Source organism: Vibrio sp. 1727 (assembly GCF_033344415.1).
GTDB lineage: Bacteria > Pseudomonadota > Gammaproteobacteria > Enterobacterales > Vibrionaceae > Vibrio > Vibrio alginolyticus.
This window is the reverse complement of record NZ_JAWPOT010000001.1, coordinates 116,122-134,239: the sequence shown is the minus strand read 5'-3', so window position 1 is coordinate 134,239 and position 18,118 is coordinate 116,122. Positions and strand designations below refer to the sequence as shown.

The window sequence follows — 18,118 nt, the reverse complement described above, 5'->3', positions numbered from 1 at the left end:
TATGAACCTAGAACGTTACAACCGTATTCACCAAGTCCTAAAAACTCGCCAAACTGATCTGACACTTTGTCTCGAAGAAGTACATAAGCCAAACAACGTCTCTGCTGTGATCCGCACCGCTGACGCGACAGGCTTACACAAAGTTCACGCAATTTGGCCAGACAAAATGCGTACGCTGAGCCATACCTCAGCTGGCGCGCGTAACTGGGTTGAAGTGGATACTCACGATTCGATTGAAACTGCGATTACCGAACTCAAAGCGCAAGGTATGCAGGTTTTGGTGACCAATCTTTCGGACACCGCCGTCGATTTTCGCGAGATCGACTACACCAGACCAACCGCAATCATTTTAGGCAGTGAAAAAGTTGGCGCTTCGGAGCAAGCCAAACAGCTTGCAGATCAAGACATTATTATCCCGATGGTGGGCATGGTGCAGTCACTAAACGTATCGGTTGCCAGTGCCGTAATTTTGTATGAAGCGCAACGTCAACGTGAAGCCGCAGGCATGTACGACCGAGAAGAAAGCGCTCTGCCTAAAGAGACAATCAACCGTATTCTCTTTGAACGTGGTCACCCAGTGCTGGCAAAGGTCGCGAAACGAAAAGGGCTCGTTTACCCACCACTCGATGAAGAAGGTCAAATCATCGCCGATGACGCGTGGTGGCAAGAGATGCAAAGCAAGTAACAGACTTTCGTCATCCTGAACGGCGGCAAAGGAGCGTGGTTCAGGATCTAATTCTCAAATATACAGATGCTGATAGTGTTAACTTCAGCGACATACTTGTTGAAAATAGAATCCTGATGTCGCTAAAGCTCCTCGGAATGATAGGTTATCAGTCAAATCATGACACTAACTAAAGCATGACTATTTTTTCCTGTACAAAAACACAGCTCCATGGTTAACATACTGCTATGTTAACCATTTTCTTGAGCCCTCTATGTCCGCCCAAATGTTATCTGCCGTCCCATTAACCTCCCTTTCTGGAGTTGGCGCGAAAGTCGCAGAAAAACTCGCCAAAGTTGGCTTACATAGCGTTCAAGATTTGCTGTTTCACCTTCCGTTACGCTACGAAGATCGTACTCGTATTTACCCTATTGCCAAACTGCATGCTGGCCTTTGGGCGGCAGTGCAAGGTAAGGTCATGGCAGTCGACACCATCTTCGGTAAGCGCAAAATGCTAACGGTAAAAATCAGCGACGGTAATGGCACTATCACGCTGCGCTTTTTCAACTTTACCGCAGCCATGAAGAACAATTTCACGCAAGGTAAGTTAGTACATGCTTACGGTGAAATTAAGCGCGGTGGCATGGGTTGGGAAATTGTTCATCCTGACTACAAGTTTTACGTCAGCGAGCAAAAGCCCGATGTAGAACAGAGCTTAACCCCTGTTTATCCCACCACCGATGGTTTACGCCAAATCACATTACGCAACCTTACCGAACAAGCTTTAGCCCTGCTTGATAAAACCGCAGTGCAGGAATTACTTCCAGCGGGGTTGTATGACCATCAAATCACGATGTCGCAAGCGCTGCACACCATTCATCGCCCACCACCAACCATTAATTTAGATGAGTTTGACGAAGGCAAACATCCTGCCCAAATCCGCTTGATCATGGAAGAATTGCTCGCACAAAACTTATCGATGCTGGCGGTGCGTAGCAAAGGTCAGAAGGATTCAGCGCTACCTCTCGGTCCTTGTCATAAACTAAAAACGCAGCTTTTAGCCCAACTGCCTTTCTCTCCTACAAACGCTCAAACCCGAGTAGTACAAGAGATTGAAGCCGATCTAGAAAAACCGCACCCAATGATGCGATTAGTGCAAGGCGATGTTGGTTCGGGGAAAACATTGGTTGCCGCTTTGGCCGCTGTTAGAGCCATTGAGCATGGCCATCAGGTGGCACTCATGGCGCCAACCGAACTATTGGCCGAGCAACACGCTATCAACTTCGCAAACTGGTTTGAAACAATGGGCATTCAAGTCGGTTGGTTAGCGGGCAAACTCAAAGGTAAGGCAAAGGAAGCCGAGCTGGCTCGTATTGCCAGTGGTGAAGCGCAAATGGTAGTGGGTACTCACGCGCTATTCCAAGAGCACGTTGAATTTCATCACCTTGCTTTGGTCATCATTGATGAACAGCACCGCTTCGGTGTCCATCAGCGATTAGAATTGCGTGAAAAAGGCGCAAAACAAGGCGCCTATCCACATCAGCTCATCATGACAGCAACGCCGATTCCGCGAACGTTAGCCATGACTGCTTATGCTGACTTAGAAACGTCGGTGATTGATGAGTTACCGCCAGGTCGAACACCAATCCAGACTGTCGCGATTCCAGATACCAAACGCAATGATATCGTCGAACGTGTCCGAAATGCCTGCTTAAACGAAGGCAAGCAGGCATATTGGGTGTGTACCCTGATTGATGAGTCGGAAGTATTAGAAGCGCAAGCCGCGGCAGATACCGCAGAAGAGCTTCAACGTAAGCTACCGGACGTAAAAATTGGTCTAGTACACGGACGAATGAAGCCGGCAGAGAAACAAGCGGTGATGCAAGATTTCAAAGACAATAAACTGCATTTGCTGGTCGCAACGACAGTGATTGAAGTTGGTGTGGATGTGCCAAACTCTAGCTTGATGATCATAGAAAACCCTGAACGTCTTGGTTTGGCACAATTACACCAGTTAAGAGGTCGCGTGGGCCGAGGTTCCGTTGCTAGCCATTGTGTGCTGCTGTACCACTCTCCGCTGTCAAAAACCGCGCAAAAACGTCTCGGAGTACTACGTGAAAGTAACGATGGCTTCGTCATTGCGCAGAAAGACCTAGAAATTCGCGGCCCTGGAGAACTATTGGGTACAAAGCAGACAGGTCTTGCTGATTTCAAAATCGCAGACTTAGTTCGAGATCAACGCCTGATTCCCGAAGTTCAGCGTATTGCGCGTCATATTCATGACAATTACCCGACTAACGCAACAGCGATTATCGATCGCTGGTTGGGTGAGCGGGATATTTACTCCAAAGCGTAATGATTGAAAGCGAGCCAAATGGCTCGTTTTTTAATACGCCAAAAGCAAACGTTTGCTTTTTGAGAAAATCTCTCTATAATCGCGCACAAATTTTTAAGTGTGTTAGATCACACTCCACCAACCTGAGTTGACTCTGATTAACAGCAATCACAGGTAACGACGTCAACTCCACCCTGCTCTCCCATTCAGCGAGAACTAGGGAAATATTGCGACTAGCGAGACAAACAATGACAACTTCAAACCGATCTTCGGAACTGGTCTATCAACTCAACGATCGACCACCTTTGCCTCAAACCATTTTTGCCGCACTTCAGCACTTATTGGCGATGTTCGTCGCGGTTATCACTCCGTCACTGATCATCTGTCAGTCTTTGGGTGTACCAGCAGACCAAACGAATACCATCATCAGCATGTCTTTGTTTGCGTCAGGCGTGTCTTCGTTTATTCAAATTCGCACCGTTGGCCCAATTGGCTCTGGTTTGCTCTCTGTTCAAGGCACCAGCTTTAACTTTTTAGGTCCTATTATTGGTGCAGGCCTATCGCTGAAAGCCGGTGGAGCAGACATCAGCACCATGATGGCTGCCATTTTTGGTACGATTTTAGTCGCATCATTTGCAGAAATTTTCCTATCTCGCGTATTGGAGCATGCCCGCCGAATCATCACTCCGCTCGTTTCAGGCATCGTCGTCACTCTTATCGGTCTCACACTGATTCAAGTCGGCTTAGTATCAATGGGCGGTGGCTACGCAGCATTAAATGAAGGAACCTTCGGCAGCTTAGACAAACTTGCTCTGGCTGGGACGGTACTTGGATTAATTGTGATTTTAAACCGCTCGAAAAACCCATACATCCGTGTGGCTTCAATCGTGATTGCGATGCTAGTGGGTTACATCATGGCGTATTTTATGGGGATGGTAGATACTTCTCAGCTAGGCGCAACCGAGATCGTAGCACTGCCCGTACCAATGCAATATGGCTTATCGTTTGACTGGTCTCTGTTCATTCCGCTGGTACTGATTTTCTTTATTACCGCACTAGAGGCCATCGGTGATATTACCGCAACATCTGAAGTGTCTGGTGAGCCAGTAAAAGGCCCAGTGTACATGAAACGTATTAAGGGCGGTGTGTTAGCAGACGGCTTAAACTCTGCAATCGCAGCCGTTTTCAACAGCTTCCCGAACTCAACGTTTAGCCAGAATAACGGCATCATCATGCTAACAGGAGTCGCGAGCCGCTACGTGGGTTACTTTATTTCTGGCATGTTAGTGATTCTTGGCTTGTTTCCTGGCGTCGCTAGCTTTGTTCAGCTGATTCCTGAGCCAGTACTTGGCGGCGCAACGATTGTTATGTTTGGTACGATTGCTGCCGCTGGTGTGCGTATTATCTCTCGTGTTGAGCTCGATCGCCGCGCAATTCTGATCATGGCCTTATCCTTCTCAATGGGACTTGGTATCGCACAAAAACCAGAGATCCTGCAATTTATGCCAGAATTTATTAAGAGTATTTTCTCAACTGGTGTTGCAGCAGGTGGCATCACAGCGATCATTTTAAATCTACTTCTGCCAGAGAAACTGGAAGACGAAGATGAACTTCCTCAGGAAGTGAAAGAGTCTTAAGATTATTGAGAATAAGAAAAGCCCAACCTATTTAGGTTGGGCTTTTTGTTTAAAGGGTGCAGGCCATCGACTTACTTGGTAGGAAAGCTGATTTGAGCGATTAAACCGCCTTCACTGCGATTACGCATCACCACAGAGCCTGAATGCTGGCTGATTATGCGCTTCACAATCGCCAACCCTAGCCCAGTGCCTTCACTACCGCGAGCGGTGTCACCACGCGTAAAGGGTTCAAATAACCTCGCGATTTGAGAATGCTCGATACCCGGTCCGTTGTCCTCTACTGAAATCCACACTAGCTGCTTATCTGCTGTCACACCAGTGCTGATTTTGACCCAGCCATTGCCATAACGTAGCGCATTCACAACTAAGTTACTGATCGCCCGCTTAATCGCAATCGCGCTTCCTTTGGCTGGCGGCAAGTTAAGATTAAGATCTGTTTCAATTTCAACCTCATAGCCACCTTCAGAACTGGCGACGTCACTGGCAATCGTACTGATATCAACCGCTTCAAACGATTCTTGGTTCACCGGTTTGAGGTAATCCATAAATTGACTGATGATCTCATTACATTCTTCCGTATCGCTAATGATCCCCTCCGCAAGATAGCTGTCCTCAGGAGACATCATTTCTGTCGCTAGGCGAATACGCGTCAGAGGCGTTCGTAAGTCATGGCTAATCCCCGCCATTAATAAGGCTCGGTCTTCTTCTAGCTCTTGAATACCTTTCGACATTTGATTAAAGGCTCGAGTTACAGAGCGAATCTCCGATGCGCCTTTCTCTGCTAAGGGGGGCGGGATCTCACCTCGACCGACGTCTTTCGCGGCTCTCTCTAAAGCCAAAAGTGGACGGTTTTGCAAACGAATAAACAACCAACCACCTGCAATGATCAGCAGCGCCATAATCAAGCTGTTACGAAACAGCGGGGCAAAATCTTCTTCTTGCAGCTCAGATAACGGAATACGAATGATGGAGTTCGGCAACTTTTCGATGTGCATCCACAAAATGTAACTTTCATCGCCAAGCAATAAGCGCACTTCTGTGGGCGAACCCAGCTCTTGGCTCATTTCTTCAGACATCAAATCAATCGACATTGCGTGATGAAATTCAATCGCCTTATCGCTGTCAAGGCTGTGAACCGTCACCCCTAGTCTTTCTAATAATTGACGCCTTAACGGTGCATCAGACTTTAAAGGTCCTTCATCATCAAGCACCAAATTGAGCTCATGGGCGAGAATTTTATTGAACTGCTGCAAACTCGGCATCAACGCGTAGTTAAAAACGGCGTAGTAAGAGAAAACTTGGCTCGCGAGAAGCAAAGAGATGAACAGCAGAATAGATTGTGTCAATGAACTTCGGATGCGCATGGAACGTTCCTAGTGGTCCTAATCGCGAAATTTCAGCCTTCAAAGGGAAGGTAATGAAGGCTGAAGTTGCTATAGCCAAGTGCTGGCTATGGAGTGAAGAGATTACACCTCTTTGCCGTCTGGGACGAAAACATAACCTAGGCCCCACACGGTTTGAATGTAGCGCGGCTTGCTCGGATCGTCTTCTAACATGCGACGTAAGCGTGAGATTTGTACGTCAATAGAGCGTTCCATTGCAGAATATTCACGGCCACGCGCCATGTTCATCAATTTATCTCGTGACATTGGCTCACGTGCATTCATCACGAGCGCCTTTAGAACAGCAAACTCTCCAGAGGTGAGTGGCATTGCCTCATCACCGCGGAACATCTCGCGAGTGCCTAGATTGAGTCGGAATTCCCCGAACTCCACCACTTTTTCTTCCGTGCTTGGTGCACCCGGCAACTCTACGGTTTGGCGGCGTAATACTGCCTTGATGCGAGCCAACAATTCGCGTGGGTTAAACGGTTTTGGCAAATAATCATCCGCCCCTACCTCAAGACCTACGATGCGGTCCACTTCATCACCTTTCGCGGTGAGCATTAAGATTGGCAACATATTGTTCGCGTGGCGTAGACGACGACAAATTGACAAACCGTCTTCACCTGGCAACATTAGGTCCAGCACCATTAAGTGAAAGTTTTCGCGCGTTAGTAGGCGATCCATCTGTTCGCCATTGGCGACACTTCGTACCTGAAAACCTTGCTCAGAAAGGTAACGCTCCAATAGAGCACGTAAACGAGCATCGTCATCAACCACTAAAATTTTATGATTTTCTTGCATTGAAACATCCTTTCAGAAGCGTCTATTGTCGAAAATGTATCACTGTTTTTCCTAACGTGCTCAAGCAAATTGTTACTCTTTTTATCTTAAGCGCTTTATTCTCTCTCTAGCAGGTATTTTCAGCACCTACTATTGACCATAATTCCATTCCAGTTCACGTTTGGCCTCAAGCAGCTCTTGCTGTGCCTCAGCCAGCTTGTGACGTTTTTTCTCAATTTTGTCTGCTTTCCCTGAATGCTGAGCTTCGACTAATTCTTCCTCTCGCTCCTCAACTTCTTTAGTCTTTTCTTCCACTTCTGTTTGCAGCTCTTGGCGCAGCTCACCTTCCGAGCATTCATTCTGGATAGCGGAAAGTGCTTGCTCCAAGCCTTTAATGCGATGCTCATTACCTTGCGCTTTTGCATACTCAAGCTGCTGCTCTACCGCTAACTCTTTAGCGTCACAGCCTTTCACTTCATCTTGAGCAAAAACTGAAAGTGAGAAACCTATTGTTAGTGCAGCACTACACATGACTGCTTTGTTCATTTTACTTCTCCGAGAAAGGCACCATGCCTTTATACCAAATATTCTGACATTGAGACCCAAGTCACTCCTAGTGAACTTCATGAGACTTGAATCGGTGATAAAGCCTCAGTCTTCCGAGGCCGGTTGAGTATATTCAATTGAGTTGATGAACCACTCTTTTTCACCTTCTGGGGTGCGTACCGTGAACTCTTCATCCACTTGTTTTTTCAACATCGCTCGCGCCATAGGTGAATCGATAGAGATGTAGTCTTTCGCATCGCCATAAATCTCTTCAGGCCCGACAATACGAAACTTTTTCACTTCTCCTGCCTCATTTTCTATTTCCACCCATGCACCAAAAAAGACTTTGCCTTCTTGTTGCGGAGAATAGTCAACGATCGTGACTTCTGGCAGGAATTTACGAAGGAAGCGGACACGACGGTCGATCTGACGGAGTAAACGTTTATTGAAGGTGTAATCCGCATTTTCTGAGCGATCGCCCAGGCTCGCCGCCCAAGTGACGATCTTGGTGATTTCCGGGCGCTTTTCATTCCAAAGGTAATCATGCTCTTGTTTGAGTTTGTTGTAACCTTCTCGTGTAATCAGCTTAGTTTTCAAATTAACTCCTATCTCAACTAAAAAATGCTGCTCTTTGGCAGCATTAAGGAGATGATATACCCAAAGATCCAATGTTGTTCAGGCTTTGGGTATCAAGGTGATAAGGCGGCCAGAGTGTTACTTTTCGTAATCCGGTTTTTGCGTCACGATGTAATTCGTATCACTCGAAACAACCGCGCCATGTTTTAGGAAGTTTTTACCTAAAATCATGCTGTAATGGAAGCGACCTCGGTCCTGTAAGTTGACTCGGATCTTCTTCTCTAATTCGCCAAGCTTAACATGCATTTCAACCACAGGGCGTACGTTCGCTTTCTCGCCTTTCTTCGCTTTAATACGCATGACATCAACAACAGGCTTGGTAAACGCCTGTTTCATGCCAAGATCGTTCTCATAGGTAAAGCTCACCATGTCTTTGCCGTCTTTCTTAAACTGCTTGATGTTCTTAGCATTGATTGAGCTTACATCTGCACCCGTGTCTAACTTCACAGGGAAAGACATCCCCTCAACTTCAGCCACTTCGATATGGCCAGCTTTGAAAAGTGGCCTTGCATCTAGTAGATGGTCTGCGCGAGTGTTCAGCAACACACCACCCTTGGCTATGTCATGACCAAAGACGAAAAAGGGTTGAGTGTCACCCTCATCAAGCACATCGAGCGCAAACTTCATTGATGTGTCTTTTCTACCGAGAAGAAAGTCTCCTTCGACAACAGGGCGAACCGCGCTGCCAACCTTGAGCTTTTTCAACACTGGTTTGGTGATTTTTTCTTCTTTCCCCTCATCGTTCATTAAATAAAACGTGACGGATTCATCCTTACCTTTTTCTGTTACTTCAAACCCATTTACACGCAGTAATGGCGTTTTCACAGTAAAAGTGGGGTAAGCAGGGACGGTATAACCATCAATGGTGACCTGTTCTTCTGGTGAAACGACTAGAGGTTTTGATTTGAGTGCGCTTTTGAACGTTTTTTCTACGCCACCCAGTAGATTTTCTCTGTCCGTATCAATAACAAAGTGCTGACTCGCGACGTCCCGACCTAAGCGAATTTGCGAACTGAACTTACTGCGATCACGCAGATACACCAACCAACGTTGAGTTTCATTTTCGCCGACTTTGACGGGTAAATAGACTAAAGGGCGCTCGCTTTTGGTCGTTTTCAGCATTCGTACCAAGGGTAATGTCATTGGATGACGCTTGCCATTCTCGCCCTCTAACATAAAAGAGACTTCGTTATGCTTTTTGTCTACCTTGATGTCCAGTGCATGGACGTTGGTATAACGGCTAGAAGTTGAGATGCTGATCTTATATGGCACACCTTCGACTTCAACCGTCTCTTTTTTGCCAATCATTTTTGCGCGTGGCTGTTCTTGAAGGTAATCGTAACCAGCGAAGACCCATGCGTTATCATCGAGATAGGTTTTACCAATCAAGATAGGAGAAGAGAATTGCGTACGCTTGGTCAGGTTCACTTCCGTATCAACGGTGTGACCAGCGATTGTCATCGGCATTTTTATTGTCGGGCGTAGGATGGGCTTTTTGCTTGTTCGACTGCGAATCGCGCTCACTCTTTCCAGATCATCGGTAATCTGTATTTCCTTCCCTGTATAAGGGTGAGGAACCGTAAAGCTAACCTTTACTTGATATGGCTTAAAGCTGTCGGCGTCCCACTTTGCCTTCGTACCACCTAAGTCATCGACAATCGCCCAAAGTAACTCGTTATCTTTCAAATCTTGGTAATCTGGGTGTGAGCTACTGACATGGATATTCTCCGCATGCATCGATGTCGTATCTGCACCAGTATCAATCTTGCCAATAAATGGCACCGCTTTTAGTTCCGGAATGTCACTGTAGTAGACGCTCTCCACACGCCCTAGTACCAATTTGTTATCGAGCTGATAAACGGGAGCTTGTGTGGTTCCTGAGATAGACTGCGCCCAACTAAGCGGGGCGGCAAGTAAGGCACTCGTAAGCGCTAACGCCAAAGACATTTTTTTCATCATGATTATCCGTATAAGCCGAGGTACATTTAGTGATATCAACAACCGTGGAATTAGGTTAGTCGATAACTGCGGATATAAGTTCTCAATTTAATTACAGTTTTGACATAAATATGACTGATGTCCACCAGCGCCCGGTAAATTTTTGCCTCGTTAATTTAAAACATTGCAAATTCTTCGAACGACCCCAATGTTCTATACAACCAAAACTGAATTAAAAGAGAAAACACGGATGAGCCAAGCTATCTGTCGCATGATTGCTCAAGAACTGAATGTTCGCCCAGAGCAAGTCAACGCCGCTGTCACCCTAATTGATGATGGCAACACTGTCCCTTTTATTGCACGTTACCGCAAAGAGGTGACGGGGGGCCTTGATGATACCCAGCTTCGTACTTTGGACAGCCGTCTGTCTTACCTTCGTGAAATGGATGATCGCCGCCAAACCATCCTCAAATCAATCCAAGAGCAAGGCAAACTGACGCCAGAGCTAGAACAAGAGATCGCGCAGGCAGACAGCAAAACTCGTCTTGAAGACTTATACCTACCTTACAAACCCAAGCGTCGTACGAAAGGTCAGATCGCGATTGAAGCTGGTCTTGAACCACTCGCAGATCAGCTTTGGAATCATCCACAAACCGAGCCAGAAAGCGAAGCAAGCAAATACCTTGATGCAGACAAAGGCATCGCAGACACCAAAGCTGCATTGGATGGCGCTCGCGCGATCATCATGGAGCGCATCGCAGAAGACGCAAACTTACTGGAAAAAATTCGCAACCACTTAAATCGCAATGCGGAACTGGTTTCACGAGTCGTTGAAGGCAAAGAGCAAGAAGGCGAGAAGTTTAAAGATTACTTCAACCACAACGAGCCCCTAAGCAAAGTGCCATCGCACCGCGCACTGGCGATGCTACGCGGCCGTAACGAAGGCTTCCTGACATTGGCAATGAATGCTGATCCAGAACAGGAAGAAGGCGCTCGTCAGTCTTACTGCGAAACGATTATCGCCGACCATTATGGCGTGACGCTAAGCAGCGCACCGGCGGATACCTGGCGTAAGCAAGTGATCAGCTGGGCATGGCGCATCAAAGTATCGATGCACATGGAAACCGAGCTAATGGGCGCAATGAAAGAGCGCGCTGAAATCGAAGCGATTGAAGTATTCGCCACTAACCTAAAAGACTTGTTGATGGCAGCACCGGCTGGCCCTCGTGCAACACTTGGTCTCGATCCGGGTCTGCGTACAGGTTCAAAAATCGCGGTTGTCGACTCAACAGGTAAAGTGCTTGCAACCGAAACCATCTACCCTCACCCACCACAAAAACAATACGACAAGTCAGCACAAATCGTTGAGCAGTTGGTGCGTAAGTACAACGTGGATTTGATTGCGATTGGTAACGGTACGGCTTCACGTGAAACCGACAGCTTTGTCGCAGACGTCATCAAACGTGGCAACCTGAAAGTTCAGAAGATCATCGTAAGTGAAGCGGGTGCATCGGTTTACTCAGCGTCTGAGCTTGCAGCAAAAGAGTTCCCGAATATGGACGTATCACTGCGTGGTGCAGTGTCGATTGCACGTCGTTTGCAAGATCCATTGGCTGAACTCGTGAAAATTGATCCTAAATCTATTGGTGTGGGTCAATACCAGCACGATGTAAGCCAATCTATGTTGGCAAAACGCCTAGATGCGATTGTGGAAGACTGTGTAAACGCGGTTGGTGTTGATGTGAACACTGCTTCTGCGGCGCTACTGACGCGCGTAGCAGGCTTATCAAGCACCATCGCGCAGAACATTGTCGACTTCCGCGATGAGAACGGCCGCTTCGAAGCACGTACAACCTTGAAGAAAGTACCTCGTTTAGGTCCTAAGGCGTTCGAGCAGTGTGCGGGCTTCCTGCGTATTATGGATGGTAAGAACCCACTTGATGCGTCTGCGGTTCACCCAGAAGCGTACCCAGTGGTCAAAGCGATTTCTGAGAAGAACAACAAAGATATCAAAGCACTGATTGGTGATTCAAGCTTCCTTAAAGGTCTGCATGCGGTCGATTACACCGACGATAACTTCGGCGTTCCAACCATTACAGACATCATCAAAGAGTTAGACAAGCCGGGTCGTGACCCACGTCCAGAATTCAAAACGGCGACCTTTGCAGAAGGTGTAAACTCGGTATCTGACTTGGAACCGGGCATGATTCTAGAAGGCGTGGTGTCTAACGTAGCCAACTTCGGTGCCTTCGTTGATATCGGCGTTCACCAAGATGGTCTTGTGCATATTTCTGCACTGACAGATCGTTATGTGTCTGACCCACGTGAAGTGGTGAAAGCGGGCGACATCGTCAAAGTGAAAGTGATGGAAGTTGACGTGCAGCGTAAACGTATTGGTCTATCGATGCGTATGAACGACGAACCGGGTCAAGACAACCGTAGCCAACGCTCATCAGCAGCGCCGCGTCGTAATGACCAACCGCAGCGTCGTCAGCCTCGCCGTGATGATTCGTCATCGAACAGCGCGATGGGCGGTGCATTTGCTGCAGCGTTTGCTAAAGCGAAAAAGTAATCTTACCTAGGCTTCACCGCTAACGAGCTTTCATAACTAAAAAGAAAACGCTCCAATCAGTCAACCTGCTTGGAGCGTTTTTGTTTGAGTAGGATATTGAGTCGTCATAATACTGCTATCACTTCTGACGGGGTATGGGGAGCGACTGCATGACCATAATGAAACTTGATCACCTTCCTGCGCTTTTCCATTAATCCTTCATTGATCGCAGCATCCAAAATGCGCTTTGGTAAGCGAAAGCGGATCGCGTAGCCTTTCCCCTGGTCTTCACTATACGATTTGAGCGCAAGCAAACTAAAAAGCCGTTCTAGTGTATCTTCCGGCTCTTCTTGATAACGCGTGTCGACTTCCGTTTCCATATCATAATCAGGATGCTCTGAAGGATCCCAAGAAGACTGACGTCGGCGCTTGTCATCACCTTTTACTTTTCGCTCTGCATTGGTTTTGGCCAATGCGACCGTTGGCGTTACAGGCTCTCGGACTTTATTGTCGCGAGCTGCTTGTTCCGTCTGCACATTCACGGATGGGGCGATCAGTGGCACACTTACGTTGGTCGGTGACACAATCATTGCGAACCCTCCTCAGAGTCGCCCAACTCGTCAATATGGCTTAGCTTTATTGGCTAATAAAACCTCACCAGCCTTTATATCGACCACTTTTTAAACAACTTGAGGTATTTCCGCTCGTACTTGCTCAATCGTGAGCAAACTCTCGGATTTGAACACAAAATTCGTCATGTTCGGTGATAAAAGGCGCGTGAGAGGACTGATTAAAAACAAACTGCTGGGTATGAGGCAACTGTTCACTTAAATCGTTAGCTACTTTAATTGGCACCAACCCATCTAAACGGCCATAAAGACGCAACATTGGAACAGAAAGAGACGTCAACGCATCGCGCAGATCCACATCAGCAAGGATGTTTAGCCCAACCAACAGCGATTCAGGGTTTGGCTGAGGGCGCGATAGTACCGCTTGCTTGAGCTGTTTAACGTCTTTACGCGCTGATGGGCTGCCCATCGCTTGCAACGCCATAAAGTGCTCAATGGTCAGTGAGAAATCTTCTAGCAACTGAGAGGTGAACGCACTCAGTACATTCGGTTGAATGCCACGCCAAGGTTTTTCTGCGGCAAATTTAGGTGAGCTGGCAACCGTAATCAACTTAGCCACGCGCTCGGGCATATTTAATGCCACATGCGTCGCCACTAAACCTCCGAGGGACCAACCAAGCCAAATCGCTTTCTCTGGCGCACCTTGCACCACCAAGTTAGCAATATGGTCTAAATCTTCAGCATGAGATTCGGCGCTATGTCCGTACCCCGGAAGGTCAACCACATGAACTCGGAAATAAGGTTGAAGAGACTCGACTGTCTGCTGCCATACCGCACCATTCATGCCCCAACCATGCAGTAACACCAAATCTGGTCCCTGACCAAATGACTGCCAGTGTAATTTCGTGCTCATGCTCTCAATCTCTCCCACTTATTTTATTCCCTACGGCTTCAGCCAAGCGTTAGGCTGAGTAAAATATCACCATGAATAAACGCTATGTTATCTCATCACTGGCAAAACATCATGCATCGCGTATTGAGCAGTCAATGCGGCCTGTGTCGGTTCCCTATTCAAACACCAAGCCACACAAATACTCTGCGCTGGTGCGAGCACTGTTTAAAATACCTAACTCCGGTAAAACGATGTCAACGCTGCGGTTTATCATTACAGAAAGAAGAAATGAGTACGGATAGTATTTGTGGTGAATGTCTTTCAAAGCCACCGCCATGGCAAAGGCTATACACGTTAGGCGATTACGACTTTCCCCTTTCACGGGAAGTACAACGCTTTAAAGATCACGGAGAGTCTTGGCATGTAAAAGCATTAACCGAGCAACTGGCACAGCGCATCACCACGCCAGCTCCAATCATTACCAGTGTGCCATTGCACTGGCAGCGTTACCTGCGCCGGGGTTTTAATCAAAGTGATGTTTTAGCCCGACACCTCGCCAAGCAATTGCAGACTAATTTTGATGCGAAGGTCTTTCGTCGAGTAAGGCTCGCCCAATCACAGCGTGGTAATACCAAAACAAGCCGTGAACAAAACTTAAAAGGCGCGTTTATTCTCAATAAGCGCCCTCACTCTTCCCATGTTGCCATCGTCGATGATGTAGTCACCACAGGCAGTACCGTCCGACAATTATGTCATTTACTACTTGAAGTTGGCGTAGAAAGCATCGATATTTACTGCATCTGCAGAACACCTGCTCCTCGTTCTCTCTAGATCGCTTCGCCATGCCTTAGCATCAAAAAGACTAGACCCATACGTCAACAAGAGTAGAATAGCAGCAGTAACCTACAAATTTACTCGGGTATTCGTCGTGTCAAATATTACTATTACAGAAACTGCGCAAACGCATTTCGCTAACCTTTTAGGTCAACAACCTGAAGGCACTAACATTCGTATTTTCGTTGTGAACCCAGGTACACAAAACGCTGAGTGTGGCGTGTCTTACTGCCCACCAGAAGCAGTAGAATCGACCGACACTGAACTCTCTTACAGCGGTTTTTCAGCTTACGTGGATGAGCTGAGCCTGCCATTCCTTGAAGACGCTGAAATCGATTTTGTTACCGATAAAATGGGCTCTCAGCTAACGCTAAAAGCACCTAACGCTAAAATGCGTAAAGTTGCGGACGACGCACCACTGGTTGAGCGCGTTGAGTACGTTATCCAAACCCAAGTCAACCCACAGCTTGCTGGCCACGGTGGTCACGTAAACTTGGTTGAGATCACTGAAGACGGTGTTGCAATTGTTGCATTTGGTGGCGGTTGTAATGGCTGTTCTATGGTTGACGTAACACTAAAAGAAGGCATCGAGAAAGAGCTGCTAAACCAGTTCATTGGTGAACTAACCGCAGTTCGTGATGCTACAGAACATGACCGTGGTGATCACTCTTACTACTAAGAGTAAACACTGTCAGAAAATGGGAGGCTTCGGTCTCCCATTTTTGTATCGATACTGAGGTGATGCTGAGATGCTTAGCTCGACTCGTAAAATCTGCTAGAAACTCAGGCGGAGTTCTCATATATTAAGAATCTTACGCATCTCGTAAACGCCAACGACACCAAGGAGCCAGCGTCATGCCGAAACGAACCCCACCAGAGATACTCTCATGCCAGACGGTTGCAAAATCCAAACTGTTTGCTGTGGAAGCGCTCGACCTTCGTTTTTCCAATGGTGAGCATCGTACTTATGAGCGTATGAAGCCAAGTGGACGAGATGCTGTAATGGTGGTTCCTGTAACAGAACAAGGCGATTTATTACTGGTGCGTGAATACGCCGCTGGAACTGAACGTTACGAGCTAGGTTTCCCAAAAGGGCTGATTGACCCAGGAGAAACACCACACCAAGCTGCGGATCGTGAGTTAAAAGAAGAAATCGGCTTTGGCTGTAATCAGTTAACCCCGTTGAAACAAGTTATCCTCGCGCCATCTTACTTTTCGAGCAAAATGACTCTATTTTTAGGACAGGCGCTTTATCCAGAGAAGCAAGAAGGCGATGAGCCTGAACCACTGGAAATTGTGCGTTGGCCACTTGCGCAAGCCGAAGAGTTATTAACTCACATGGATTTCTGTGAAGCACGAAGCATCACAGCGCTAATGTTGGCACTGAAACACTTACCAAACACCACTCACAAGCATAACCAATAACGGTCATTAGAACCGAATAACACTGTGAGTAAGGACTATCACTTATGCCAATGACAAAAGATCTATCTCACCTACTTCCTCAAGTCATCGAGATTGCCCGCAGTGCTGGGCAAATGATCCTCGAAATATATGAAAAGAAGCAATACGAGGCCTACACCAAAAGTGACGAAACTCCCGTAACAAGTGCAGATATTGCAGCTCACAAGTTCATCACTGAACGCTTGAGTGATCTGACGCCTGACATTCCCGTGTTGTCAGAAGAAGACGCAGACATAAGCTTAGAGCAACGCGCTCAGTGGGAACGTTATTGGTTAGTCGACCCTCTTGATGGTACTCAAGAATTCATCGCTCGCAGTGGTGACTTTGCCACTATTATCGCGTTGGTCGACAACAATCGACCAACCATGGGCGTCGTTTACGGTCCTGTATCTGGCGTGACTTACTACGCTTATAATGGCAAAGGCGCCTGGAAAATTCCCGACATGTCGGACAGCGTCAAAATCCATACACACAAACACGAACAGCCAGAGCAAAGCATCGCAATTGCTATTAGTCGTCGCCAAGACATCAATCGTATTACTAACCGTATGAGCAGCGCCTGGAATTACGACTTAATACCGCTCGGTTCTGCGGCATTGAAAGCATGCCTCGTCGCGGAAGGGGCGGTAGATTGCTATCTCCGACTAGGTCCAACAGGTGAGTGGGACACCGCTGCGACACAATGCATTGTTGAAGAAGCTGGCGGACGTATTCTCAGCACGCAATTAGAACCGCTGTCATATAACGAGCGGGAAACACTAGAAAACCCGAATTTTATTGTTCTTGGTGATGCGGATTTACCTTGGAATGAGATTTTACAACGCAAAGATTAAGCGCCCTATCGGTAAAATTTAGAGCACAAAATTCTAGCAATAGAAAGGCCACGAATATCTTCGTGGCCTTTTCTTTTTGACCTTCTGTACAGCACTTGGAGTATTTGGCCTACTATGTTCCAATTGCCTGTAAAGCTGAACGAAAGAAAACAAATCAATTAAAAATCATGGTTTTAAATTTCCATTCATTCCCAATGTACAGCGAATAGAGGTTTTAGCTTACAATGATCCAAAAGCAAAAAGAGCTGCACAATAGCAGCTCTTTTAAGATATTGGATTTTGTCACGATAGGTTAGAAGCGCCCTTGGTAGTTAAACTCATATTGACCTTGAGCATTCGGCTTACCCAACCATTTTAGTTGCTCCCCCATGCTGGATGGGAACTCTGCACCAGGTTTGAACCACGCTTTGGTTGAGTACCGTTGATTAGGCATCAGTTCAGCGGAAAACGCCGCAGAGACTTGTTTGCTGCTCTGCTCACCAGTTGCCGTCAATACACTATCCTGACAGTTTATATCGGCAATCACAGGACCGAGATCTAAGCTGCCAACGGGGCTTTGAATACCACTGGCATTCCATACTAAAGTGCCTTCACCGTTCTTACACCAAGGCGCAGCATAAGTCGCATGACGAATATTCAGCTCAAGCTGCCCATCAACACCAACAGGCACAGGGAGGCGCGCTTGCTCAACAACTTTTACCGCCGGAATTGAGGCAACTAAGTTTTTGGCATAAGGGCCATCACTTAAGCTATAGCCGACAAAACCGCGCCCACGAACGTCCATTTCACTACCACGACCAAAGCGCACAGCAAACTCAGCTTTACCTGTCAGTAGACTCGACCATTGGAAATCCCAATTAACTTCTCCAAGGTTCTGGCGCTGCCAACGAATACTAGCAGCTTGACCTTGCCATACCGAACCGTTGGCTCCTTGAATGTCCAGGCCTCTCACTGTTGGTGCTTGTTGTAACACCCAAGAGACTGGTAATCCCATTAAAAGACTGACTGAAAAAAAGACGATAAAGATAACAACGTAAAGTACTGCTCGCTTCAC

The 18,118-nt window shown here is 47.1% G+C and carries 16 protein-coding genes; 8 read left to right on the top strand and 8 right to left on the bottom strand.

The genetic code is table 11. The annotated features are described in order from the left end of the window. Nucleotide 1: 1 nt before the first annotated feature. The 3 genes from trmH to R8O10_RS00595 all read left to right on the top strand — a co-directional run bounded on the left by trmH (nucleotide 2) and on the right by R8O10_RS00595 (nucleotide 4,636). On the top strand, nucleotides 2-685 hold the full coding sequence (trmH, locus tag R8O10_RS00605) for a tRNA (guanosine(18)-2'-O)-methyltransferase TrmH (protein ID WP_017635001.1): 684 nt from the start codon (nucleotides 2-4) through the stop codon (nucleotides 683-685). Between the two features lie 253 nt (nucleotides 686-938). Beyond that, entirely contained in the window at nucleotides 939-3,020 is a 2,082-nt protein-coding gene (recG, locus tag R8O10_RS00600; protein ID WP_318146082.1) for an ATP-dependent DNA helicase RecG, read from the top strand. A gap of 227 nt (nucleotides 3,021-3,247) precedes the next feature. Further along, the gene (locus R8O10_RS00595) at nucleotides 3,248-4,636 is read left to right on the top strand and encodes a uracil-xanthine permease family protein (RefSeq protein ID WP_005379335.1); all 1,389 of its coding nucleotides are present in this window, start codon (nucleotides 3,248-3,250) and stop codon (nucleotides 4,634-4,636) included. A 71-nt stretch (nucleotides 4,637-4,707) separates the two neighbouring features. Here the strand turns inward: R8O10_RS00595 and envZ are convergent, their stop codons facing one another. The 5 genes from envZ to R8O10_RS00570 form a co-directional block, all read right to left on the bottom strand. Continuing rightward, nucleotides 4,708-6,000, bottom strand: coding sequence for a two-component system sensor histidine kinase EnvZ (gene envZ, locus R8O10_RS00590; protein ID WP_017820700.1), 1,293 nt, complete (start codon nucleotides 5,998-6,000; stop codon nucleotides 4,708-4,710). Between the two features lie 102 nt (nucleotides 6,001-6,102). Continuing rightward, a complete protein-coding gene (gene ompR, locus R8O10_RS00585) occupies nucleotides 6,103-6,822 on the bottom strand; it encodes a two-component system response regulator OmpR (RefSeq protein WP_005379333.1) in 720 nt (239 codons plus the stop codon). Between the two features lie 129 nt (nucleotides 6,823-6,951). Next, nucleotides 6,952-7,347, bottom strand: coding sequence for a DUF1090 domain-containing protein (locus R8O10_RS00580; protein ID WP_005379332.1), 396 nt, complete (start codon nucleotides 7,345-7,347; stop codon nucleotides 6,952-6,954). Between the two features lie 105 nt (nucleotides 7,348-7,452). Beyond that, the gene (greB, locus tag R8O10_RS00575; protein WP_005379321.1) at nucleotides 7,453-7,944 is read right to left on the bottom strand and encodes a transcription elongation factor GreB; all 492 of its coding nucleotides are present in this window, start codon (nucleotides 7,942-7,944) and stop codon (nucleotides 7,453-7,455) included. Nucleotides 7,945-8,061: 117 nt separating this feature from the next. After that, a complete protein-coding gene (locus R8O10_RS00570; RefSeq protein ID WP_213886565.1) occupies nucleotides 8,062-9,942 on the bottom strand; it encodes an ATP-dependent zinc protease in 1,881 nt (626 codons plus the stop codon). 229 nt (nucleotides 9,943-10,171) lie between these two features. Here R8O10_RS00570 and R8O10_RS00565 point away from each other — a divergent pair, with 229 nt between their 5' ends. Continuing rightward, on the top strand, nucleotides 10,172-12,493 hold the full coding sequence (locus R8O10_RS00565) for a Tex family protein (RefSeq protein WP_005379317.1): 2,322 nt from the start codon (nucleotides 10,172-10,174) through the stop codon (nucleotides 12,491-12,493). A gap of 104 nt (nucleotides 12,494-12,597) precedes the next feature. On the opposite strand, the gene R8O10_RS00560 is transcribed toward R8O10_RS00565, so the two are convergent. Then, nucleotides 12,598-13,062, bottom strand: a complete 465-nt coding sequence (locus R8O10_RS00560) for a hypothetical protein (protein WP_005379316.1) — start codon at nucleotides 13,060-13,062, stop codon at nucleotides 12,598-12,600. Nucleotides 13,063-13,186: 124 nt separating this feature from the next. Next, on the bottom strand, nucleotides 13,187-13,954 hold the full coding sequence (gene bioH / locus R8O10_RS00555) for a pimeloyl-ACP methyl ester esterase BioH (protein ID WP_318146083.1): 768 nt from the start codon (nucleotides 13,952-13,954) through the stop codon (nucleotides 13,187-13,189). A gap of 84 nt (nucleotides 13,955-14,038) precedes the next feature. On the opposite strand from bioH, the gene R8O10_RS00550 reads away from it, so the two are divergent. The 4 genes from R8O10_RS00550 (at nucleotide 14,039) to cysQ (ending at nucleotide 17,064) form a co-directional block, all read left to right on the top strand. Further along, nucleotides 14,039-14,764, top strand: coding sequence for an amidophosphoribosyltransferase (locus R8O10_RS00550; protein ID WP_033905914.1), 726 nt, complete (start codon nucleotides 14,039-14,041; stop codon nucleotides 14,762-14,764). Nucleotides 14,765-14,861: 97 nt separating this feature from the next. Next, entirely contained in the window at nucleotides 14,862-15,446 is a 585-nt protein-coding gene (gene nfuA, locus R8O10_RS00545) for a Fe-S biogenesis protein NfuA (protein WP_005379313.1), read from the top strand. A gap of 176 nt (nucleotides 15,447-15,622) precedes the next feature. Further along, nucleotides 15,623-16,192 (top strand): ADP compounds hydrolase NudE, encoded by a 570-nt coding sequence (nudE, locus tag R8O10_RS00540; RefSeq protein WP_005379309.1) that lies wholly within the window; start codon nucleotides 15,623-15,625, stop codon nucleotides 16,190-16,192. 44 nt (nucleotides 16,193-16,236) lie between these two features. Continuing rightward, nucleotides 16,237-17,064, top strand: a complete 828-nt coding sequence (gene cysQ, locus R8O10_RS00535; RefSeq protein ID WP_005379308.1) for a 3'(2'),5'-bisphosphate nucleotidase CysQ — start codon at nucleotides 16,237-16,239, stop codon at nucleotides 17,062-17,064. A gap of 292 nt (nucleotides 17,065-17,356) precedes the next feature. On the opposite strand, the gene R8O10_RS00530 is transcribed toward cysQ, so the two are convergent. Then, nucleotides 17,357-18,118, bottom strand: a complete 762-nt coding sequence (locus tag R8O10_RS00530; protein ID WP_017635007.1) for a type II secretion system protein N — start codon at nucleotides 18,116-18,118, stop codon at nucleotides 17,357-17,359.